The 16,542-nt window shown below is 73.3% G+C and carries 17 protein-coding genes; 7 read left to right on the top strand and 10 right to left on the bottom strand.

Annotated features, from left to right (window positions below):
- Positions 1–24 precede the first annotated feature (24 nt).
- The 3 genes from QSK15_RS15265 to QSK15_RS15255 all read left to right on the top strand — a co-directional run bounded on the left by QSK15_RS15265 (position 25) and on the right by QSK15_RS15255 (position 2,794).
- Positions 25–1,239: a D-arabinono-1,4-lactone oxidase gene (locus QSK15_RS15265; RefSeq protein WP_285794851.1), complete on the top strand. Its 1,215-nt coding sequence runs from the start codon at positions 25–27 to the stop codon at positions 1,237–1,239.
- Positions 1,239–1,613: a sensory rhodopsin transducer gene (locus tag QSK15_RS15260; protein ID WP_285794850.1), complete on the top strand. Its 375-nt coding sequence runs from the start codon at positions 1,239–1,241 to the stop codon at positions 1,611–1,613. Before QSK15_RS15265 ends, QSK15_RS15260 begins: the two co-directional genes overlap by 1 nt.
- Before the next feature lie 137 nt (positions 1,614–1,750).
- The gene (locus QSK15_RS15255) at positions 1,751–2,794 is read left to right on the top strand and encodes an FUSC family protein (protein WP_285794849.1); all 1,044 of its coding nucleotides are present in this window, start codon (positions 1,751–1,753) and stop codon (positions 2,792–2,794) included.
- Positions 2,795–2,802: 8 nt separating this feature from the next.
- Here the strand turns inward: QSK15_RS15255 and QSK15_RS15250 are convergent, their stop codons facing one another.
- The 5 genes from QSK15_RS15250 to QSK15_RS15230 form a co-directional block, all read right to left on the bottom strand.
- A complete protein-coding gene (locus tag QSK15_RS15250; protein WP_285794848.1) occupies positions 2,803–4,050 on the bottom strand; it encodes a bifunctional glycosyltransferase family 2/GtrA family protein in 1,248 nt (415 codons plus the stop codon).
- Complete coding sequence (locus tag QSK15_RS15245) at positions 4,047–6,350, bottom strand: ArnT family glycosyltransferase (RefSeq protein ID WP_285794847.1); 2,304 nt, start codon at positions 6,348–6,350, stop codon at positions 4,047–4,049. Before QSK15_RS15245 ends, QSK15_RS15250 begins: the two co-directional genes overlap by 4 nt.
- Before the next feature lie 44 nt (positions 6,351–6,394).
- The gene (locus QSK15_RS15240) at positions 6,395–7,897 is read right to left on the bottom strand and encodes a sensor histidine kinase (RefSeq protein ID WP_502889599.1); all 1,503 of its coding nucleotides are present in this window, start codon (positions 7,895–7,897) and stop codon (positions 6,395–6,397) included.
- Positions 7,875–8,621, bottom strand: a complete 747-nt coding sequence (locus QSK15_RS15235) for a response regulator transcription factor (protein WP_285795130.1) — start codon at positions 8,619–8,621, stop codon at positions 7,875–7,877. Before QSK15_RS15235 ends, QSK15_RS15240 begins: the two co-directional genes overlap by 23 nt.
- Before the next feature lie 113 nt (positions 8,622–8,734).
- Entirely contained in the window at positions 8,735–8,965 is a 231-nt protein-coding gene (locus tag QSK15_RS15230; RefSeq protein ID WP_091408172.1) for a DUF8847 domain-containing protein, read from the bottom strand.
- Positions 8,966–9,153: 188 nt separating this feature from the next.
- Here QSK15_RS15230 and QSK15_RS15225 point away from each other — a divergent pair, with 188 nt between their 5' ends.
- The 4 genes from QSK15_RS15225 to QSK15_RS15210 all read left to right on the top strand — a co-directional run bounded on the left by QSK15_RS15225 (position 9,154) and on the right by QSK15_RS15210 (position 12,058).
- Complete coding sequence (locus QSK15_RS15225) at positions 9,154–10,104, top strand: serine/threonine-protein kinase (RefSeq protein ID WP_285794846.1); 951 nt, start codon at positions 9,154–9,156, stop codon at positions 10,102–10,104.
- Between the two features lie 70 nt (positions 10,105–10,174).
- Positions 10,175–10,600: an OsmC family protein gene (locus QSK15_RS15220; protein WP_030332593.1), complete on the top strand. Its 426-nt coding sequence runs from the start codon at positions 10,175–10,177 to the stop codon at positions 10,598–10,600.
- A gap of 37 nt (positions 10,601–10,637) precedes the next feature.
- Positions 10,638–10,805, top strand: a complete 168-nt coding sequence (locus QSK15_RS15215) for a hypothetical protein (protein ID WP_285794845.1) — start codon at positions 10,638–10,640, stop codon at positions 10,803–10,805.
- Between the two features lie 404 nt (positions 10,806–11,209).
- Positions 11,210–12,058, top strand: a complete 849-nt coding sequence (locus QSK15_RS15210; protein WP_285794844.1) for a hypothetical protein — start codon at positions 11,210–11,212, stop codon at positions 12,056–12,058.
- A 29-nt stretch (positions 12,059–12,087) separates the two neighbouring features.
- Here QSK15_RS15210 and QSK15_RS15205 read toward each other — a convergent pair whose 3' ends face one another.
- From QSK15_RS15205 to QSK15_RS15185, 5 genes are all read right to left on the bottom strand, one after another.
- Entirely contained in the window at positions 12,088–12,606 is a 519-nt protein-coding gene (locus QSK15_RS15205) for a F0F1 ATP synthase subunit B family protein (protein ID WP_285794843.1), read from the bottom strand.
- 114 nt (positions 12,607–12,720) lie between these two features.
- Positions 12,721–13,167 carry a response regulator gene (locus tag QSK15_RS15200; RefSeq protein WP_285794842.1) on the bottom strand — a complete coding sequence of 149 codons (447 nt, stop codon included), beginning with the start codon at positions 13,165–13,167 and terminating at the stop codon, positions 12,721–12,723.
- A gap of 84 nt (positions 13,168–13,251) precedes the next feature.
- Entirely contained in the window at positions 13,252–13,599 is a 348-nt protein-coding gene (locus tag QSK15_RS15195; RefSeq protein WP_285794841.1) for an STAS domain-containing protein, read from the bottom strand.
- Positions 13,600–13,714: 115 nt separating this feature from the next.
- A complete protein-coding gene (locus tag QSK15_RS15190) occupies positions 13,715–14,740 on the bottom strand; it encodes a cobalamin B12-binding domain-containing protein (protein ID WP_352232182.1) in 1,026 nt (341 codons plus the stop codon).
- An 8-nt stretch (positions 14,741–14,748) separates the two neighbouring features.
- Positions 14,749–16,506 carry a PP2C family protein-serine/threonine phosphatase gene (locus QSK15_RS15185; RefSeq protein ID WP_285794839.1) on the bottom strand — a complete coding sequence of 586 codons (1,758 nt, stop codon included), beginning with the start codon at positions 16,504–16,506 and terminating at the stop codon, positions 14,749–14,751.
- Between the last annotated feature and the right edge of the window lie 36 nt (positions 16,507–16,542).

Raw genomic sequence — 16,542 nt, 5'->3', positions numbered from 1 at the left:
TCATGCCGGTGGGTACCCCGCCGCATGCGACAGTTCGTCAACTGGTCCGGCAGCCTCTCGTTCACCCCGAGGGAGTTCGCCGAGCCGGCCGACGAGGACGCGGTGCGGGAACTGGTCGTCCGGGCGCGGGAGTCCGGGCGGACGATCCGGCCGGTCGGGTCCGGTCACTCGTCGAGCCCACTGACCCGCACCGACGACATCCTGCTCAGCGTCGACCGGCTCGCCGGTGTCATCGCCGAGGACGCCGACCGGGCGCGGGCCTGGGCGGGCACCAAACTCAAGGCCCTCGGTGAGGGCCTGTACGACGCCGGGCTGGCCATGGACAACCTCGGCGACGTGGACTACCAGTCGATCGCCGGCGCGACCGCCACCGGCACGCACGGCACCGGCGTCGGTTTCGGCAACCTGTGCACCCAGGTGGTCGGCGTCCGCCTGGTCACCGGCACCGGCGAGGTGCTGGACATCTCCGCCGACGACAACGCGGACCTGCTGCCGGCGGCCCGGCTCTCGCTGGGCGCTCTCGGGGTGGTCACCCAGGTCACCCTGGACGTGCAACCGCAGTACGAGCTGCGCCGCCGGGCGTGGTGCGCGCACGTCGACTGGACCCTCGACCACCTCGCCGAGTTGCAGCACACCAACCGCAACATGGACTTCTACTGGTACCCGCGCAGCGACCAGACCCAGATCCGCACCCTCAACCGGCCGGACGGGACGTCCGGCGTGCGGGTGTGGGCCGCGCCACGGGTGCCGGACTCCGGCCCGTGGGGCGCGCCCCGCGAGATCCGGTCCGGACCGATCCACCGCACCATCCCCCAGGAACGGGAGCTGCGGTTCGAGGAGATCGAGTACATGCTGCCGTCGGAGGCGTTCCCGGCCTGCTTCGCCGAGGTCCGACGCCGGATCCTGCAACGGCACCGCACCGTCGTCGGCTGGCGGGTCCTGGTGCGCACCATCGCCGCCGACGACATCTGGTTGAGCAACGCGTACGGCCGGCCGACCACCACCATCGCCTGCCTGCAGAACACGTCGCTGCCGTACGAGGACTACTTCCGGGACATGGAGGCGGTCTTCCGTCAGTACGGGGGCCGGCCGCACTGGGGCAAGAAGCACTGGATGACCGCCCGTGACCTGCGGCCCCTCTACCCGCGGTGGGACGACTTCCAGGACGCCCGCCGCCGGCTCGACCCGGACGGGGTGTTCCTCAGCCCCGACCTCGCCCGGCTGCTGGAGGAGAGCTGATGACCGACATCGGGGCCCGCCTGTGGGTCGTGCCGGGCGGGCACATCCCGTTCCCCAGCACCGGCCCGGAGCCAGCGTTCACCAGTTTCGACCAGCTGTGCGTCCTGAACACCACCGACACCCGCGCCGACACCGAGCTGCACCTCTACTACGAGGACGCCGAGCCGGTCGGCCCGTACGCCATCACCGTCGACGCCCGGCGGGTGCGACACGTCCGGCTCAACGACCTGATCGACCCGGAGGCGGTGCGGCTCGACCGACCGTACGGCTGTCTGCTGCGCTCCCCGGTGCCGGTGGTGGTGCAGTTCCTGCGCCAGGACACCCGGCTGCCCGGGGTGGTCGCCCTCACCGCGGCCATGGCGTACCCGGCGTAGCCGTTCGGCGCAGGTTCGGTATTGGGCCGGGCCGGGTACCCCCCGCCATGAGACTCACGGCCGGGGCGACCGGGACGCGGACGGCGGGCAGGCTACGGACCCGCGCCGGGCGGGCCGTGCGGGAGAGTCGTCAGCGGATGCGGCTCTATCTGATCGTGGCGCTCCAGGCCGGCGTGGCTGCCGCCCTGGCCTGGCTGGTGGCCCGCGAGGTGCTCCGCAACCCGGAGCCGACCTTCGCACCGGCCGCGGCGGTCGGTGTCATCGCGGCGTCGCTGGGCAAACGTACTCACCGCGCGCTGGAACTGGTCGCCGGGGTGGTGCTCGGCATCGGCGTGGGTGACCTGCTGATCAGTCTGTTCGGCACCGGCCCCTGGCAGACCGGTGCGATCGTCTTCCTGGCGATCACCGCGTCGGTGCTGGTACGCGGCACCGGTGCGCTGATGACCCAGGCCGGTGGTACCGCCGTGCTCATCGCCACCCTCACCCCGACCGCGCCGGACCTGGAGCTGCCCCGAACGGTCAACGCCCTGGTCGGCGGGGCGACGGGGTTGTTCGTGATGCTCGTCCTGCTGCCCCTCAATCCGATGCGGATGGTGCGCCGCTCCGCCGAACCCGCCCTGAACCTGTTCGCCCGGGAGATGACCGCGTCGGCGCAGGCGCTGGCCGAGGCGGACTGGGGGCGCGCGCGGGCGGTGCTGGACCGGATGCGCGCCGCCGACCCGCAGCTGCGCCAGCTCGTCGCCGTGACGATCGCCGCCGACGAGGTGGTCCGGCTCTCCCCGGTGCGGTGGCGACGACGCCGGGCCATCGCCACGTACCGGGCCGGGGTGACGCACATGGAGCGGGCCTTCCGCAACAGTCGCGGTCTGGTCCGCCGGATCGGCACCGCCCTCCGCGACGAGGAACCGGTGCCGGCGGCCCTGCCCGCCGCTGTGGAGCACCTCGGCGAGGCGGTCCGGCTGCTGCACCGGGAGTTCGTGGCCGCGCAGGAGCCGGTGCGGGCCCGGGAGCGGGTGCTGCACGCCGTCCGGGAGGCGGGTGTGGCCTGCCGGCAGGACCTGGGTTTCTCCGGGACGATAGTGGTCTCCCAGCTGCGTACCGCCGCCAACGACCTCCTCCGGGCCACCGGCGTGCCCCGGGACGAGGCACGCCGGTTGGTCCGCGAGGCCGCCGCCGGCTGACCGGCGTCTCAGGTACGGCGGTGGTGCATGCCGAGGCGCAGCAGCACGAACCGCAGCACGGTGGCGGTCAGGTTCGCGGCCACCAGCACGGCCAGCTCCACCGGCCGGGCCGGTGCGGCGGAGACGGCGTGCAGCACGGCCAACGCGCCACTGGTCAACGCCAGGCCGAGGGCGAAGGCCAACAATCCCTGCGCGTGGTGCCGACCGGCGTGCCGGCGTCCGCTGATGCCGAACGTCAACCGGCGGTTCGCGGCCGTGTTCGCCACCGCCGTCACCAACAGCGCCAGCAGGTTCGCCGGCTGCGCGCCGAGCAGGCTCCGGGTGGCCACGAACAGCAGCAGGTACGCTAGCGTGCTCGCCACCCCCACGGCCGCGAACCGGACCAGCTGCCGGGGCAGCCCGACCGGCATCTGACCCGGCAGAGCCGCTCCGGGCCGGGCAGGCGGCCCGGTCAACGGTGCTCGACCGAGCTGCGCGCGCAGGTCGGCCAGTGGCAGCGCGCCGGTGAGCAGCGCCCGGCCCAGCCGACCCACGCCGCGCAGGTCGGCCAGGGCGGTGGCGACGATGTCGACTCGGCTGTCCGGGTCGTCCACCCAGTCGACCGGCACCTCGTGGATGCGCAGCCCGGCCCGCTGGGCCAGCACCAGCAGCTCGGTGTCGAAGAACCAGCCGGTGTCACGCACCAACGGGAGCAACCCCGCGGCCACGTCCGCGCGGATCGCCTTGAACCCGCACTGCGCGTCGGAGAAACGCGCCGCCAACGCGCCGCGCAGCAGCAGGTTGTAGGCCCGAGAGATCACCTCCCGCTTGGCACCGCGCACCACCCGGGAGGTCCGCGCCAGCCGGGTGCCGATCGCCAGGTCGGAGTGGCCGGAGATGAGGGGCGCCACCAGCGGCAACAGCGCCGCCAGATCGGTGGACAGGTCCACGTCCATGTATGCCAGCACGGGCGCGGACGACGCCGACCAGGCGACGGAGAGCGCCCGCCCCCGCCCCTTGGCGTCCAGGTGCAGCACCTCGACGCCGGGCAGCTCACCGGCGAGGCCGTCGGCCACCTTCAGGGTGTCGTCGACGCTCGCGTTGTCGGCGATGGTGATCTGGAACGGGTACGGGAAGTGCTGGCTCAGGTGGGCGTGCAGCCGCCGTACGCACGGCCCGAGGTCGGCCTCCTCGTTGTAGACCGGGATCACCACGTCCAGCACCGCGGCGGTGGGTCGGGCGTGGACGGCAGCCCGTGGGTCACCCAGCGCGGTCACGACGCCTCCGTACCGGCGCCGAGGTCGTAGACGGTGACCCCGTCGACGGTCTGCGCCGTGAACGTCTGCGCGACCCAGGCGGCGATCTCCTGGGAGGCCGAGCTGCCGCCGTTGGCCCGGAAGCCACCACCACCGACGAAGTAGTGGATCTTCTTCTCGGCCACGTACCGCTGGAACTGCGCGAGGGTCGGTGACGGGTCGCTGCCGTTGAACCCGCCGATCGGCATCACCGGTTCGCCGGTGGCGAGCTGGTAGCCGGAGGCGTTGTTCGAGCCGATGGTCGCCGCCACCCAGATGTAGTCGTCGCTGTCGTGCTCCAGCAGCTCGCGCAGCGCGGCGCTGGGTTCACGGGCGTCGAGCAGCCCGCCCATTCCCCCGCCGGCCGAGCGTCCCTGGCCGCCTGTGGGCCCGACGTTGCGGCCACCCCCGGGGAAGCCCGGGCCCTGCCCGCCGTTCTGGCCGACGCCGTTGCGGCCGTCACCGTTCTGGCCGTCACCGTTCTGGCCGTCACCGTTTCGGCCGCTACCGGGGAGTTGACCCCCGCCGGGGAAGCCGCCCGGGAACTGGCCACCGCCGGGGAGTTGACCGCCGGCCGGCAGTTCCATGCCGCCGGGCGGTCGCCCGCCGGGGAAACCACCCCGGCCGAACCCGCCCGCCACGAACGGGCCGGCGCTCGGGATCGACCCCGTGTGCGGGGTCGCGGCGGTCTGCACCGCGTACGCCACCGGGCCGGCGAGGGCAGCCGCCGCGCCGAGGCCCAGCACCACCGGCACCAACCGGCGGGACAGCCGGGTGACAAGCAGGATCAGCACCGCGCCGACCAGGCCGGCGACGAGCACGGTGCTCCGCAGCCACGGGTACCAGTCGGGGCTTCGCCCGAGCAGCACCCATGCCCACCACACGGTGACCGCGAGCGTGCCGGCGAGCGTCGCCGAGGCGGCCAGCGGACGCCACCGCTGCCAACGCCTGCCGCCAGCGGCACCGTCGGCGGACGCGGGCAACGGGTCGTCGGCCGGTGACCCGGCGGTCGGAGCGGCAGCCGGAACCGCGGCCGGCGTTCCAGACTGGACACCCGCCGGCGTGGACAGCAGTCGGTGCTGCCGCCAGAGCAGCGTCACGCCGATGCCGACCAGCGCCCCGATCGCCGGTGCGAGCGCCACGGTGTAGTAGGCGTGGAAGATCCCGGACATGAGGCTGAAGATCAAACCGGTGACCAGCAGCCAGCCGCCCCAGAGCAGCAGACCGGCCCGCGTACGGTCGGTGCGGGGCGCCCGCCCGGCCAGCAGCAGGCCGACGACCAGCAGGACCAGCGCGGCCGGCAGCAGCCAGGAGACCTGACCGCCGATCTCGCCGCCGAACATCCGCAGCACACCGGTCTGCCCGGAGAACGGGCCGCCGCCACCCGGCCGCGCGCCGCCGACGCTGCCGACCTCCTCGCCGGTGATCCGGCCGAGGCCGTTGTAGCCGAGGGTCAGCTCCAGGATGCTGTTGCCCTGCGAGCCTCCGATGTACGGGCGGGAACGTGCCGGAACCAGCTCGACCAGCGCCACCCACCAGCCGGCGGAGACCACCACCGCCAGTCCGGCCAGCAGCAGCTGCCGGACCCGCCGCCACAGCGCGGTCGGCGCGGCCAGTAGGTAGACGCCGGCGAAGACCGGCACCACCAGGAACGCCTGCAACATCTTGGTGAGGAAGCCGAGGCCGACCAGGACACCGACGAGCACCACCCACCGGGTGCTGGCCTGCTCCACCGCGCGCACGGTGGCGTACGCCCCGGCGACCAGCAGCAGGACCAGGAGCGCGTCGGGGTTGTTGAACCGGAACATCAGCGTCGCCACCGGGGTGACCGCGAGTACCGCGCCGGCGATCAGCCCGGCGGCCGGCCCGTACCAGCGCTTCACCGTCGCGTAGAGCACGCCGACCGAGGCCACCCCGCACAGCGCCTGCGGCACGAGCATCGCCCAGCTGTTCAGCCCGAAGACGCGGACGGACAGGGCCATCAGCCACAGCGAGGCGGGTGTCTTGTCGACGGTGATGGAGTTGGCGGCGTCGGACGAGCCGTAGAGGAACGCCTTCCAGCTCACCGAGCCGGCCTGCACGGCCGCCGCGTAGAACGAGTTCGCCCAGCCGGACGCGCCCAGACCCCACAGGTAGAGCAGGCCGGTGGCGAGCAGCAGCATCGCCAGCGTGGGCCGGGCCCACGCCGGCGAGCGGCGCGTCTCCGGCGAGTGCCCGTCGGGGCGTGCGGCCGTCGGCGGCTCGGCGGCGGGTGCCATCAGCAGGATCTCTGTCTTGTCCATCGGGCCAGCCTCGACGGCTGAGCTGGCGCGACGCCGTGCGCCGACTATGCGTCAGCTGTGGGATTCGGCAACCGGACGGTGAACACGGTCCGACCCGGACGGCTGTGCACCCCGACCGTGCCGTGGTGGGCCTCCACCACCGCCGCGACGATCGCGAGGCCGAGACCGGTGCTGCCCTGCGCGCGGGACCGGGAGCTGTCGCCCCGGGCGAAGCGCTCGAAGATCTCCGGTTGCAGCCGCACCGGCACCCCGGGCCCGTCATCGGCGACGGTGAGCACGGCGCTGGTGCCGTCGACGGCCAACGTGGTGGTGACAGTGCTGCCCGGCGGGGTGTGCACCCGGGCGTTGGTGAGCAGGTTCGCCACCACCTGGTGCAGCCGGGCGGCGTCGCCGGGCACCCGGATCGCCACCTCGGGCAGGTCGAGCTGCCAGCGGTGGTCGGGGCCGGCGACGTGCGCGTCGCTGACCGCGTCCACCACCAGGGCGGTCAGGTCGACCGGTTCGACAGCGAGGGGACGGCCGGTGTCGAGACGGGCCAGCAGCAGCAGGTCGTCGACGAGGCTGGTCATCCGGGTGCTCTCCGACTCGACCCGGCGCAACGCGTGCGCCACGTCGGCGGGCACCTCGTCGCGGCCGCGCCGGGCCACCTCGGCGTAGCCGCGGATCGCCGCGAGCGGCGTGCGCAGTTCGTGGCTGGCGTCGGCGACGAACTGGCGTACCCGGGTCTCGCTGGCCTGCCGGGCGGCGAGCGCGTCGGCGACGTGGCCCAGCATCCGGTTCAGCGCCGCGCCGACCTGACCGACCTCGGTGCGCCCGTCGGTGTCGGCGGCCGGCACCCGGACGGCGAGCGCCACCTCCCCACGGTCCAGGGGCAGCTCGGTGACGCGGGTGGCGGTGGCGGCCACCCGGTGCAGCGGTCGCAGGGTGGCCCGCACGATCAGCGCCCCGGCGGCACCGGCGATGACCAGCCCGATCGCGGCCACCCCGAGCTGCGCCGCGATCATCCCCCAGACGATCTCCTGGACGCCGGCGAGGGGGATCGCGACGACTCGTACCCGGCCGTCCCAGTACTGCCGGGCCACGGCCCGGTAGTCGCCGCGATCACCGAGATCGACGGTGCGCGGTGCGGTGTCGACCGGCAGGTCCGCCAGCGCGGCGACCTCCCCCACCGGCACGGACCGCGGGTCGGGGAACGCGTCGGAGGCGCTGTTGGTCAAGGTCCGGGCGCTGGTCACCCGGCCGTCGGTGATCTCGGCGACCACCGTGCCGGACGGCAACCCGGGTGGGATGCCCGGTCCGTTGCCGGGAAAGGCCGGCCGTCCCGGCCGGTCCCCGCGCATGGCCGTCGCGGGGGCCAGTTGGGCGTCCAGCCGGTCGATCAGGAAGTGCCGCAGCGCCACAGTGGTCAGGCCGCCGATGGCGACGCTGACCAACGCCAGCAGCGCGAGCAGGGCGAACACCAGTCGGGTACGCAGGGAGCGCCCGGCCAGCCAGCGGCGGACGGCGCGCAGCGGACGGCGGTGGTTACTCGGCGGGTTTGAGGACATAGCCCGCGCCGCGCAGTGTGTGGATCATCGGCGGCCGACCGGCGTCGATCTTCTTCCGCAGGTACGAGATGTACAGCTCCACCACGTTGGCCTGGCCGCCGAAGTCGTAGTTCCACACCCGGTCCAGGATCTGCGCCTTGCTGAGCACCCGGCGCGGGTTGCGCATCAGGTAGCGCAGCAGCTCGAACTCGGTGGCGGTGAGGGTGATGAGCTGGCCGCCCCGGCGGACCTCGTGGCTGTCCTCGTCGAGGCTGAGGTCACCGACGGTCAGCACCGCCTCCTCCCGGGCGGCGACCGCGAGCCCGGAGCGGCGCAGCAACGCGCGCAGCCGGGCGATCACCTCCTCCAGGCTGAACGGTTTGGTGACGTAGTCGTCGCCGCCGACGGTCAACCCGGCGATGCGTTCCTCCACCGCGTCGCGGGCGGTCAGGAAGAGCACCGGCACCGTGGGGGCGTCCTCGCGCAGCCGGCGCAGCACCTGGAAGCCGTCCAGGTCGGGCAGCATCACGTCGAGCACCACCGCGTCCGGTTGGAACTGTCGGGCGGTGCTCAACGCCGCCATGCCGCTGCCGGCGGTGCGCACCTGCCAACCCTCGTAGCGCAGGGCCATCGACAGCAGGTCGGTGAGCGTGGGTTCGTCGTCGACCACCAGCACCCGGACGGGTTCGCCGTCGGGGCGACGCAGCTCGATCCGGCTCGGCGCGGCCTGCCCGTTCATGACCATGCCCCCCATCGTGGCCACGATGCCTGTGCCGGACCCCTGCGGACGCTGTGTGCCAGCTGTGCGGCCGGGCCGTCGCGCCGCCGGCGTCGCCACCGGTCAGCCCCGCCTCGTGGTCACTCGGACACCCCGTACGCGTCGGTGCGCACGAAGCGCATGCTCCAGCCGCCCGCCTCGTCGGGCCGGTCGCGTTCGTAGAGATGGTCGGGGCCGGGCTGCACCGGGCCCGTACCGTCCGGGTGCCGCATGATCCAGCGCTGGGGTGGGGCGCCGTCCGACCCCGCCGGCAGCAGCCGGACCAGGCCGTCCGCGGGCCCGCCGACGAAGCGTACGGTGACCTCGCTCATCGCGGTGTCCCCCCAGGTGACCATGCCGGCACAATCGGTGACACCGGCTCTGGCTCGCAAGCTACCGCACCCGCTGCCGGGGCGCAGCGAGGTGCGCGGGGCCGCCCGGCCTCGGTTTGCCCAGTTCGGAGTGCGGGTACCGCGATCGAGCACCCGGCCGTCGGCGGGGCGAGGACGAGGAGTGGTCGATGCGGACGCTGGACGGGCGGTACCGGCTCGAACAGCGCATCGGGGTGGGCGGGATGTCCGAGGTGTGGCGGGCGTACGACCGGGTGCTCGACCGGCCGGTCGCGGTGAAGCTCATCTCGCCCGGTCGCGACGACCAGGACGGCCCGGTGGACCGGATCCGCGCGGAAGCCCGGTCGGCGGCCCGCCTGGAGCACCCGAACGTGGCGAGCGTGCACGACTTCGGCACCTCCACGACGTGGCCCGGCCGGCCGGTGTCCTACATCGTGATGGAGCTGGCCGAGGGTGAGACGCTCGCGGTGCACCTGCGCTCCGGGCCGCTGGACTGGCGGATCGCGGTGCGGGTCTGCGCGGAGGTCGCCGCCGCGCTGGCCGCCGCGCACGCCGAGGGCATCGTGCACCGGGACATCAAGCCCGCCAACGTCATGCTCACCCCGGCCGGGGTGAAGGTGCTCGACTTCGGCATCGCCATCCCCGCCGGCGCACTGGACCCGATGCCGTCCGGGATGGTGCTCGGCACCCCGGCGTACCTGGCCCCTGAACAGCTGGACGAGGCGCCGGCCACCCCGGCCGCCGACATGTACGCCCTCGGCGTGCTCCTCTACTACAGCCTGACCGCCCGCCTGCCGTACCGCGCGGCGACCGCCAGCGAACTGCTCCTCGTCCGCCGCCGCTGTCAGCCGCCCGAGCCGCTGCCCGACATCGCCGGGCTCCCGGCGGAGGTCGCCGAGCTGTGCCACTCCTGCCTCGCCGACGACCCCGAGCGGCGTCCGAGCAGCCTGGTCGCGGCGCTGCTGCTGGCCGAGGCGGTCGACGCCCGGGTGTACGTGCCGTTGACGATGCCGACGGCCCGCCGGCAGGCCCCGACGTCGCCGTGGACCGAACGGGCCGCCGCGGAGGCCACCGAGGCAGTGGCGCTGGTGGACGAGCCGCAGGTGCCCTCGCGGCGCTGACCGTACGACGCACGGCGTTTCGCCGGGCGACGGCGGGGTAGCCGGCCTGGTGAGCGACGGGAGAAACGCGATGCCGGATCAGAGTTCCTGGCTGCGTGAGGCCACAGCGACCGCCGAGGGCGGTCACGTACGCACCGACGATGGCGGGCTCTCCACCGCGCTGGCCTCACCGCTGGCGCCGCACTGCACCGGGCTGACCCCGGAACAGTTGCTGGCCGCGGCCTTCGCCTCCTGCCTGCACCACGCGGCAGTGGAGGTGGCCGGGGAGATCACCGACGAGGCGCACACCGTGCAGGTCCGGGCGGAGGCGAAGCTGGGACGCGACAACGACGGCCGGTACCGGGCCGACGTGCACGCGGAGATCTCCTCGGCCGGCCTGAGCCGAGATCAACTGGCCGATCTGGTCGAGTACGCCGACCGGCTCTGGCCGTTCTCCAGCGGCGACGCCAGCCGGCACCGGCTGACCGTCACCCCGGCCGAGAACGGCCGACACTGACCCCGCCGGGCGGCCCCCGATCCGAGGATCGTGACGCTTGTCGGTCCCGCGTGACGGCCGCTCGATCCTGGTTGCAGGTGCCCCGTTCCTGCTTGAAGGCCCTACCTTCCTGGTCAAGCACGATCTTGCGGAGGGGCTCGGCGACGTCGTCTACGACGCCGACGGGCACCGCGGCCATCACCCGCTGATCGACTCGGGTTGCTGAAAGTCGCGGTGTCCGGGTGGCGGGGTTACCCCGACTTCATGAAAGCCGAGTGGATCATGTCGGTCTGCGTCGTTCGTGCAGCTGACTGAGCCAACCCGGGCGCACGGCGTCGTGCGGCAGCCCTCCGATGGTGGTGAACCGGTCGATCAAGACCCTTGCGACCTTTGGTGGCCTGACATGGACCGTTCGGTGGACCCTGGAGCGCGGCGGGACGTCGGACCGACGGCCAATAGCCACGAGCGCATTCGGCCGGCAAATCGGGAATAACCGTCTGGAGTTATCCGCGAGGTTGATCAGCTTCGCTGGTGTTTTGCCCGCTTAAGTCGGCAAGATCAGGGCAAATTGTGGCGCATGCCACCGTACCGGCCGGTGGCATCGGGCATTCAGCTCTTTAGCCTCGGCAGGTGCATCCCGACGACCCCTCCGCCCAGAAGCTGACCGACGCGCGCCCGACCACCCCATCGGACGACGCCGCATCAACCGAACGGACGATCGGCCGTCACCGCGTTCCCGAACCGCCACGACGGGCCCTGCTGGGCTCGACCCCGGTGCGGGTGGCGCTGGCCGCCGGTGTCACCTGCTGCCTCAGCCTCGTCGCGGTCGCCACGGCCCAGGGCAACGACGACACCCCCCGTACGGTCGAGCCACTCGCCGAGGCGGTGGCCGAGCGCGCCGCCATCGCCGACGAACGCGCCTCCCGATCCCTGGACCGCGACCTCGCCCCCGCCCGGATCCTGCCCAGCCCGACGGCGAAGCCCACACCCACCCCCACCGCCGTCCGCAAGACACCCAAGAAGCCGGTCAAGCCCCGCCGGCCCCGGCCGGTCGCCGGCCTGGACCAGGCCCAGATGGACAACGCGAAAATCATCGTGGACGTCGGCCTGGAGATGAAGATGCCGCGCCGCGCCCTGGTGGTGGCTCTGGCGACCGCCATGCAGGAGAGCAACCTCTACAACCTGGCCAGCGACGTCCTGCCCGAGTCGGCGCAGTATCCGAACCAGGGCAGCGGCTCCGACCACGACTCGGTCGGGCTGTTCCAGCAGCGGCCCAGCAGCGGCTGGGGCACGGTGGCCCAACTGATGCGCCCGTCGTACGCCGCGCGGGCCTTCTACAGCGCGCTCAACGAGATCCCCGGCTGGCAGGACATGAGCGTCACCTCCGCCGCCCAGGCCGTCCAGATCTCCGCCTACCCCGACGCGTACGCCCAGCACGAAGACCGGGCGACCACCGTCGCGGCCGCGCTCACCGCCTGAGCCGGGCGACCAGCCCTGCGCCCGCGGCCTCAGCGACGGCCCGGCGGCTGGGCACCCGGATCCGGCCCACCGATCCCGACGCGACTGCCCGGCACCCCGGCGGCGGCGGTCGGGGTGTCCGCGGGCACCTGGTCGACCGTGACCTGACTGAGGATCTCCTCCACCCGCTCCTCGCGTCGTCGACGGGCGTCCAACGCGGCCTCGACGTCACGTCGGGCCTGCACGGCCTCCGCGTACGCCTGCTCGCGCACCCGCCGTGCCTCCTCGCGGGCCTCGTCCAACTCGACGCGGGCCTGGGCCAGGATCTCGGCGGCCTCGCGCCGCACCGCGTCCCCGGCGTACCGGGTGACGGCGGCGTCGCCCAGGTCCAGCCGTTGCAGCAGCCCGCTGAGCCAGGCCGCCTCCTGACGGATCTCGTCCCACTCCCGGGCCGCCCCGGCCGCGCTCTCGGCCCGCGCCGCGAGCCGGGACAGCCGGATCCCCAGCTCGTCCAGGCAGTAATCCACCTGCCGCTGGTCGTAACCGATGTCAACGACGGAGAACCTCATACTGTCGCCCCCAGGCAGCTGCTGTCACTTCCCCCACCTGGATCCTCGGCCGGGACCGCTCGCGCCGAGGAGGTTCGGGGAAAATGTTCAGCATCCGCTCAGGTGGCGGTGGCGTCAGGTGCGCTTGGGCAGCACCACGACCCGGCCGAAGAACTCGTCGATGCGGCGCACCACGTCGTTGAAGTCGTCCAGGTCGATCGGCTTGGTGACGTACGCGTTGGCCTGCAACGTGTAGCTGCCGACGATGTCGGTGTCGGCGTTGGAGGTGGTCAGCACGACGATCGGGATGGTCCGCAGATCCTCGTCCTGCTTGACCGCACCGAGCACCTGCCGACCGTCCATCCGCGGCATGTTCAGATCCAGCAGGATCACGTCCGGTCGGTGGGCCTGCTGGTGCCGGCCCTCGGCGCGGAGAAACTCCATCGCCTCCTCGCCGTCACTGACCACATCGATGATCTTCTCGACGTCGGAATCCGCTAGCGCCTCCTCGATCATCAGCACGTCACCCGGGTCGTCGTCGACCACCAGGATGCGTACCGGCTGCGGGCTGTTTACGCCCATCACTACCTGCCTCAGAGTCGGCGGGGACGGGACCCTGACGGTCACCGCGCTGGCGGGAAAATGCTGGCGGGGAAATCTAGCCCATCAGGACGCACTGCGGGACGCGGGGTCGACCGGCTCCGGTTCGTAGCGCAACACGTCGGCGAGGCCGGTCACCCGCAGCACCCGCTCGACCCGCCCGTTGGCGCCGGTGAGCCGGAGCCATCCCCCGTCGGCGGCCGCCTGGTTGTCACCCCGGACGAACACGGCCATCCCGGTGGAGTCGCAGAACGTGAGGTCGGTCAGGTCGAGCAGCACCCGGGTCTCGCCCGCCGCGGTGAGCCGGTCGATCACGGCGGACAGCTCGGGGGCGGTGCTCAGGTCCAGTTCGCCGGCGAGCCGCAGGCAGGCGCCACCACCGTCGCGCTCGACGTAGTTGACGCTGAACGTCACCGTTCCCCCCCTCGCTCCACCCATGGGTGGGACGTTTGCAGTCCGGCAAGTATACGCAGAGCTGACCGTGCCGCCGCCGAGCGCGGTGATCGATACGGAGCCACCAGCGGGTCTGTCAGCGGGGCATACCGGGCAGCGCTGCCGATCCCAGCGCCAGCGCCCGCGCCGCCCGCGGGAAGTCCCGCAACGCGGTGGCGTAGTGCTCCAGCGGCAGGGCGATCGCCCCGACGGGCACCCCACGACTGAGCAGGATCCCCGACAGCCACTGCACGAACTCGGTGAACAGCGAGGCGTCGTCGACGTAGACCGCGGCGGCCAGGAAATCAACGATGTGGCCCAGGTCGCTCACTGTCGCGTCGAGCTGCGCGGCGGTGTACTCCCGGGTCGCCGGCACCCGCTCCCGCAGCTCCGCCAACGCGCTGTCGATCAGCTCGCTGCGTCGGCGCAGGAGGCTGGGGTACTCGTCGTCGGCCAGGTGGGTCAGCCGGGCCGGCGGCGCCGCACGCAGCGCCCGCTCGTCGGCGATCAACGCGGCCGCCGAGGGCGCGTCCGGTGCCCAGGCCACCCCGAGCCGGCGCGCCCACCGGCCATCAGCGCCGAACCCGCGCCCGCCGACCACGACCGGCACGTCCGAACGGCGGCACGCCTCGATCATCCGGTGGGCGTACGGCAGGCGCATCGGCAGCGCGCACGCCAACGCGACCGCGTGCGCGTCGTAGCGGTGCAGATACGACACGAGGTGCGCGGCGGGCACGCTGGCCCCCAGGAAGGTCACCTGCCACCCGCGTAACCGCAGCACCTCGGCCACCAGCCGGGGTGGCAGCGCGTGCCACTCGCCGTCCATGCAGGCGACCACCACCCGACCGCCGGTCGGCCGCGGCTTCACGTGCGCGGACACCGCCGCCACCACCTGCTCGCTGATGTGGGTGGCCGCGTGTTCCTGGGCGACGCTCCACTCGTTGCGCGCCCACCGCTCGCCCACCTCGGCCTGGGCGGGAGCGACCAGGTCGAGCAGCACCCGTTCCGCCGCGACGCCGGCGTCGAGCAGGCCGATCGCCAGGTCGGTGGCGGCGTACTCGTCAGCGTCGGCGAGGTGCTCCAGGTAGCCGGAGTACGCCTCACCGAGGTCGGGGGCGGCCATGGCGGCGGTCACGCGTCGGTCTCCTCTGTCCGGTCGATGCCGGCGGGCACCGAGTGCAGGTGGCGCCCTCCACGCCCGCCCGGGCCGGCCGCCCGCAACGCCAGCACGGCGATGTCGTCGTGGTCGCCCTGCGCCAGCCAGTCGCAGGTGACCTGCTCGACCCGTTCGGCCAGGGCCGGCGCGGGCATCCGCTGGCAACCGGTCAGCGCGGTGACCAACCGCTCGGGGCCGAACTGCTCGTCGCCGCGCCGGCCGCCCCGGGCCTCGGTCACCCCGTCGCTGTAGAGCAGGCAGGTCTCGCCCGGCGCCAGCCGCACCGTCACCTCCCCGACGCGGGGGTCGGGCACCACCCCGATCAGCATGCCGCGCAGCGGCACCACCTCCACCTCGCCGGAGGCGCGCAGCACCAACGGCGGCAGGTGCCCGCCGCCGGCCATGCTGAGGGTGAGACCACCGTCGCGCTCCGGGCGGGCGACGCCGAGCACCATCGTGGCGAAACGGCCCTGGCCGTGCGCCTGGGTGGTTTCCAGCAACGCGTCGTTGAGCAGCCGCAGCAACCGCGCGGGATGCGACTCCAACCGGTGCAGCGCCTGCAGGCACTGGCGCAGCTGGCCGGTGAAGACGGCGGCTTCGACGCCCTTGCCCGACACGTCGCCCAGGAAGAACACCGAGCCACCGTCGGTGAGCCGGTGCGAACCGTAGAAGTCGCCGCCGATACGCAGCCCCGCCTGCGCCGGCCGGTACGCGGTGCCCCACTGCACACCGACGGCCTCGACCGGCTCGACCGGTAGCAGGCTGGCCTGCAGGGTGTCGGCCACCTCCGCCTGGTCGCGGTAGAGCAGCGCGGTGGTCAACGCCGCGCCGGCCCGGGCCGCGAACGCGCGGACCAACTCCACGTCGTCCTCGTCGTACCAGCGGGTGGCGCGCCGGGCCACCAGCAGCACACCGACGGGCGCGTCGCGGCCCGGCAGCGGGACGACCCGGGCGACGGTCTCGGTGTCGGCGAGCCCCGGCAACCACCCGGCGTCGACCGCCTGCTCGACCAGCCAGTCCACCGTGTGCGGCTCGGCCCCGGTCAGCCCGTCGGCGATGGCTGTCGGCAGCTCGCCGCCGACCAGCACGCCGCTGTCCACCGCTGGCGCGTCGTCGTCGGTGCGCGAGGCCCGCCACCAGCGGGCGCGCCCCGCCCGCGGGGCCAGCACCAGCACCGCCACCTCGGCCAGGGTCGGCACGGCGAGCCGGACGACAGCGGCGGCGGCCCGGTCCGGGTGCAGCGGGTTGCCGAGCTTGTCGCCGACCACGGCCAGGAACGCCGAGCGGGCTCGCTCGGCGAGCAACGCGTCGGCGCGGCTGACGCTGTCGGTGACGTCCTCGACGTACCAACAGCAGCGGGCACCAGAGAGCGGCACCCGGCGCGCGGTGAGCCGACGCCCACGATGGGTGAAGCCGCCGTGGGTGTCCTCGCTCAGGCCGGGCACACCGGCGGAGCTGAGCGGCTCGCCGGCCGTCACCTCGGGCAGCAGCCGCTCGGCCACCGGGCTGACGTGGCGCACCACGCCATCGGCGTCGCAGACCACCAGGCCCTCACGGAAATGCTCGACGACCTCGAACCAGTCGGGTGGGGCCTGACCCCGGTCGGGGGCCAGTGGCGGCAGGGCCGCGGTGGTGCGGCGAACGTCGGCGGACCACGCCGGGGGTCGTGTCGTGCTCGGCGTGGAGAGCCGTCCGTCGCCCGGGTCACAGTCCCTGACGTCGGAAGCAGTCACCAGCTGAGCCTCACTCCTTGTCGTTTACCGAACCCG

It is taken from the genome of Micromonospora sp. NBRC 107095 (genome assembly GCF_030269705.1).
GTDB classification, from domain to species: Bacteria; Actinomycetota; Actinomycetes; order Mycobacteriales; family Micromonosporaceae; genus Micromonospora; species Micromonospora parva.
The sequence above is the reverse complement of the archived record's forward strand: the minus strand, read 5'-3'. Positions and strand labels throughout refer to the sequence as shown.

Excerpts from the sequence above, each read along its gene's own strand:
- QSK15_RS15260 (WP_285794850.1), top strand. The coding sequence starts at position 1,239 with ATGACCGACATCGGGGCCCGCCTGTGGGTCGTGCCGGGCGGGCACATC.
- QSK15_RS15245 (WP_285794847.1), bottom strand. The coding sequence starts at position 6,350 with ATGGACAAGACAGAGATCCTGCTGATGGCACCCGCCGCCGAGCCGCCG.
- QSK15_RS15255 (WP_285794849.1), top strand. The coding sequence starts at position 1,751 with ATGCGGCTCTATCTGATCGTGGCGCTCCAGGCCGGCGTGGCTGCCGCC.
- QSK15_RS15235 (WP_285795130.1), bottom strand. The coding sequence starts at position 8,621 with ATGGTCATGAACGGGCAGGCCGCGCCGAGCCGGATCGAGCTGCGTCGC.
- QSK15_RS15220 (WP_030332593.1), top strand. The coding sequence starts at position 10,175 with ATGCCGGATCAGAGTTCCTGGCTGCGTGAGGCCACAGCGACCGCCGAG.
- QSK15_RS15240 (WP_502889599.1), bottom strand. The coding sequence starts at position 7,897 with ATGTCCTCAAACCCGCCGAGTAACCACCGCCGTCCGCTGCGCGCCGTC.
- QSK15_RS15265 (WP_285794851.1), top strand. The coding sequence starts at position 25 with ATGCGACAGTTCGTCAACTGGTCCGGCAGCCTCTCGTTCACCCCGAGG.
- QSK15_RS15200 (WP_285794842.1), bottom strand. The coding sequence starts at position 13,167 with ATGGGCGTAAACAGCCCGCAGCCGGTACGCATCCTGGTGGTCGACGAC.
- QSK15_RS15225 (WP_285794846.1), top strand. The coding sequence starts at position 9,154 with ATGCGGACGCTGGACGGGCGGTACCGGCTCGAACAGCGCATCGGGGTG.
- QSK15_RS15190 (WP_352232182.1), bottom strand. The coding sequence starts at position 14,740 with ATGGCCGCCCCCGACCTCGGTGAGGCGTACTCCGGCTACCTGGAGCAC.
- QSK15_RS15205 (WP_285794843.1), bottom strand. The coding sequence starts at position 12,606 with ATGAGGTTCTCCGTCGTTGACATCGGTTACGACCAGCGGCAGGTGGAT.
- QSK15_RS15230 (WP_091408172.1), bottom strand. The coding sequence starts at position 8,965 with ATGAGCGAGGTCACCGTACGCTTCGTCGGCGGGCCCGCGGACGGCCTG.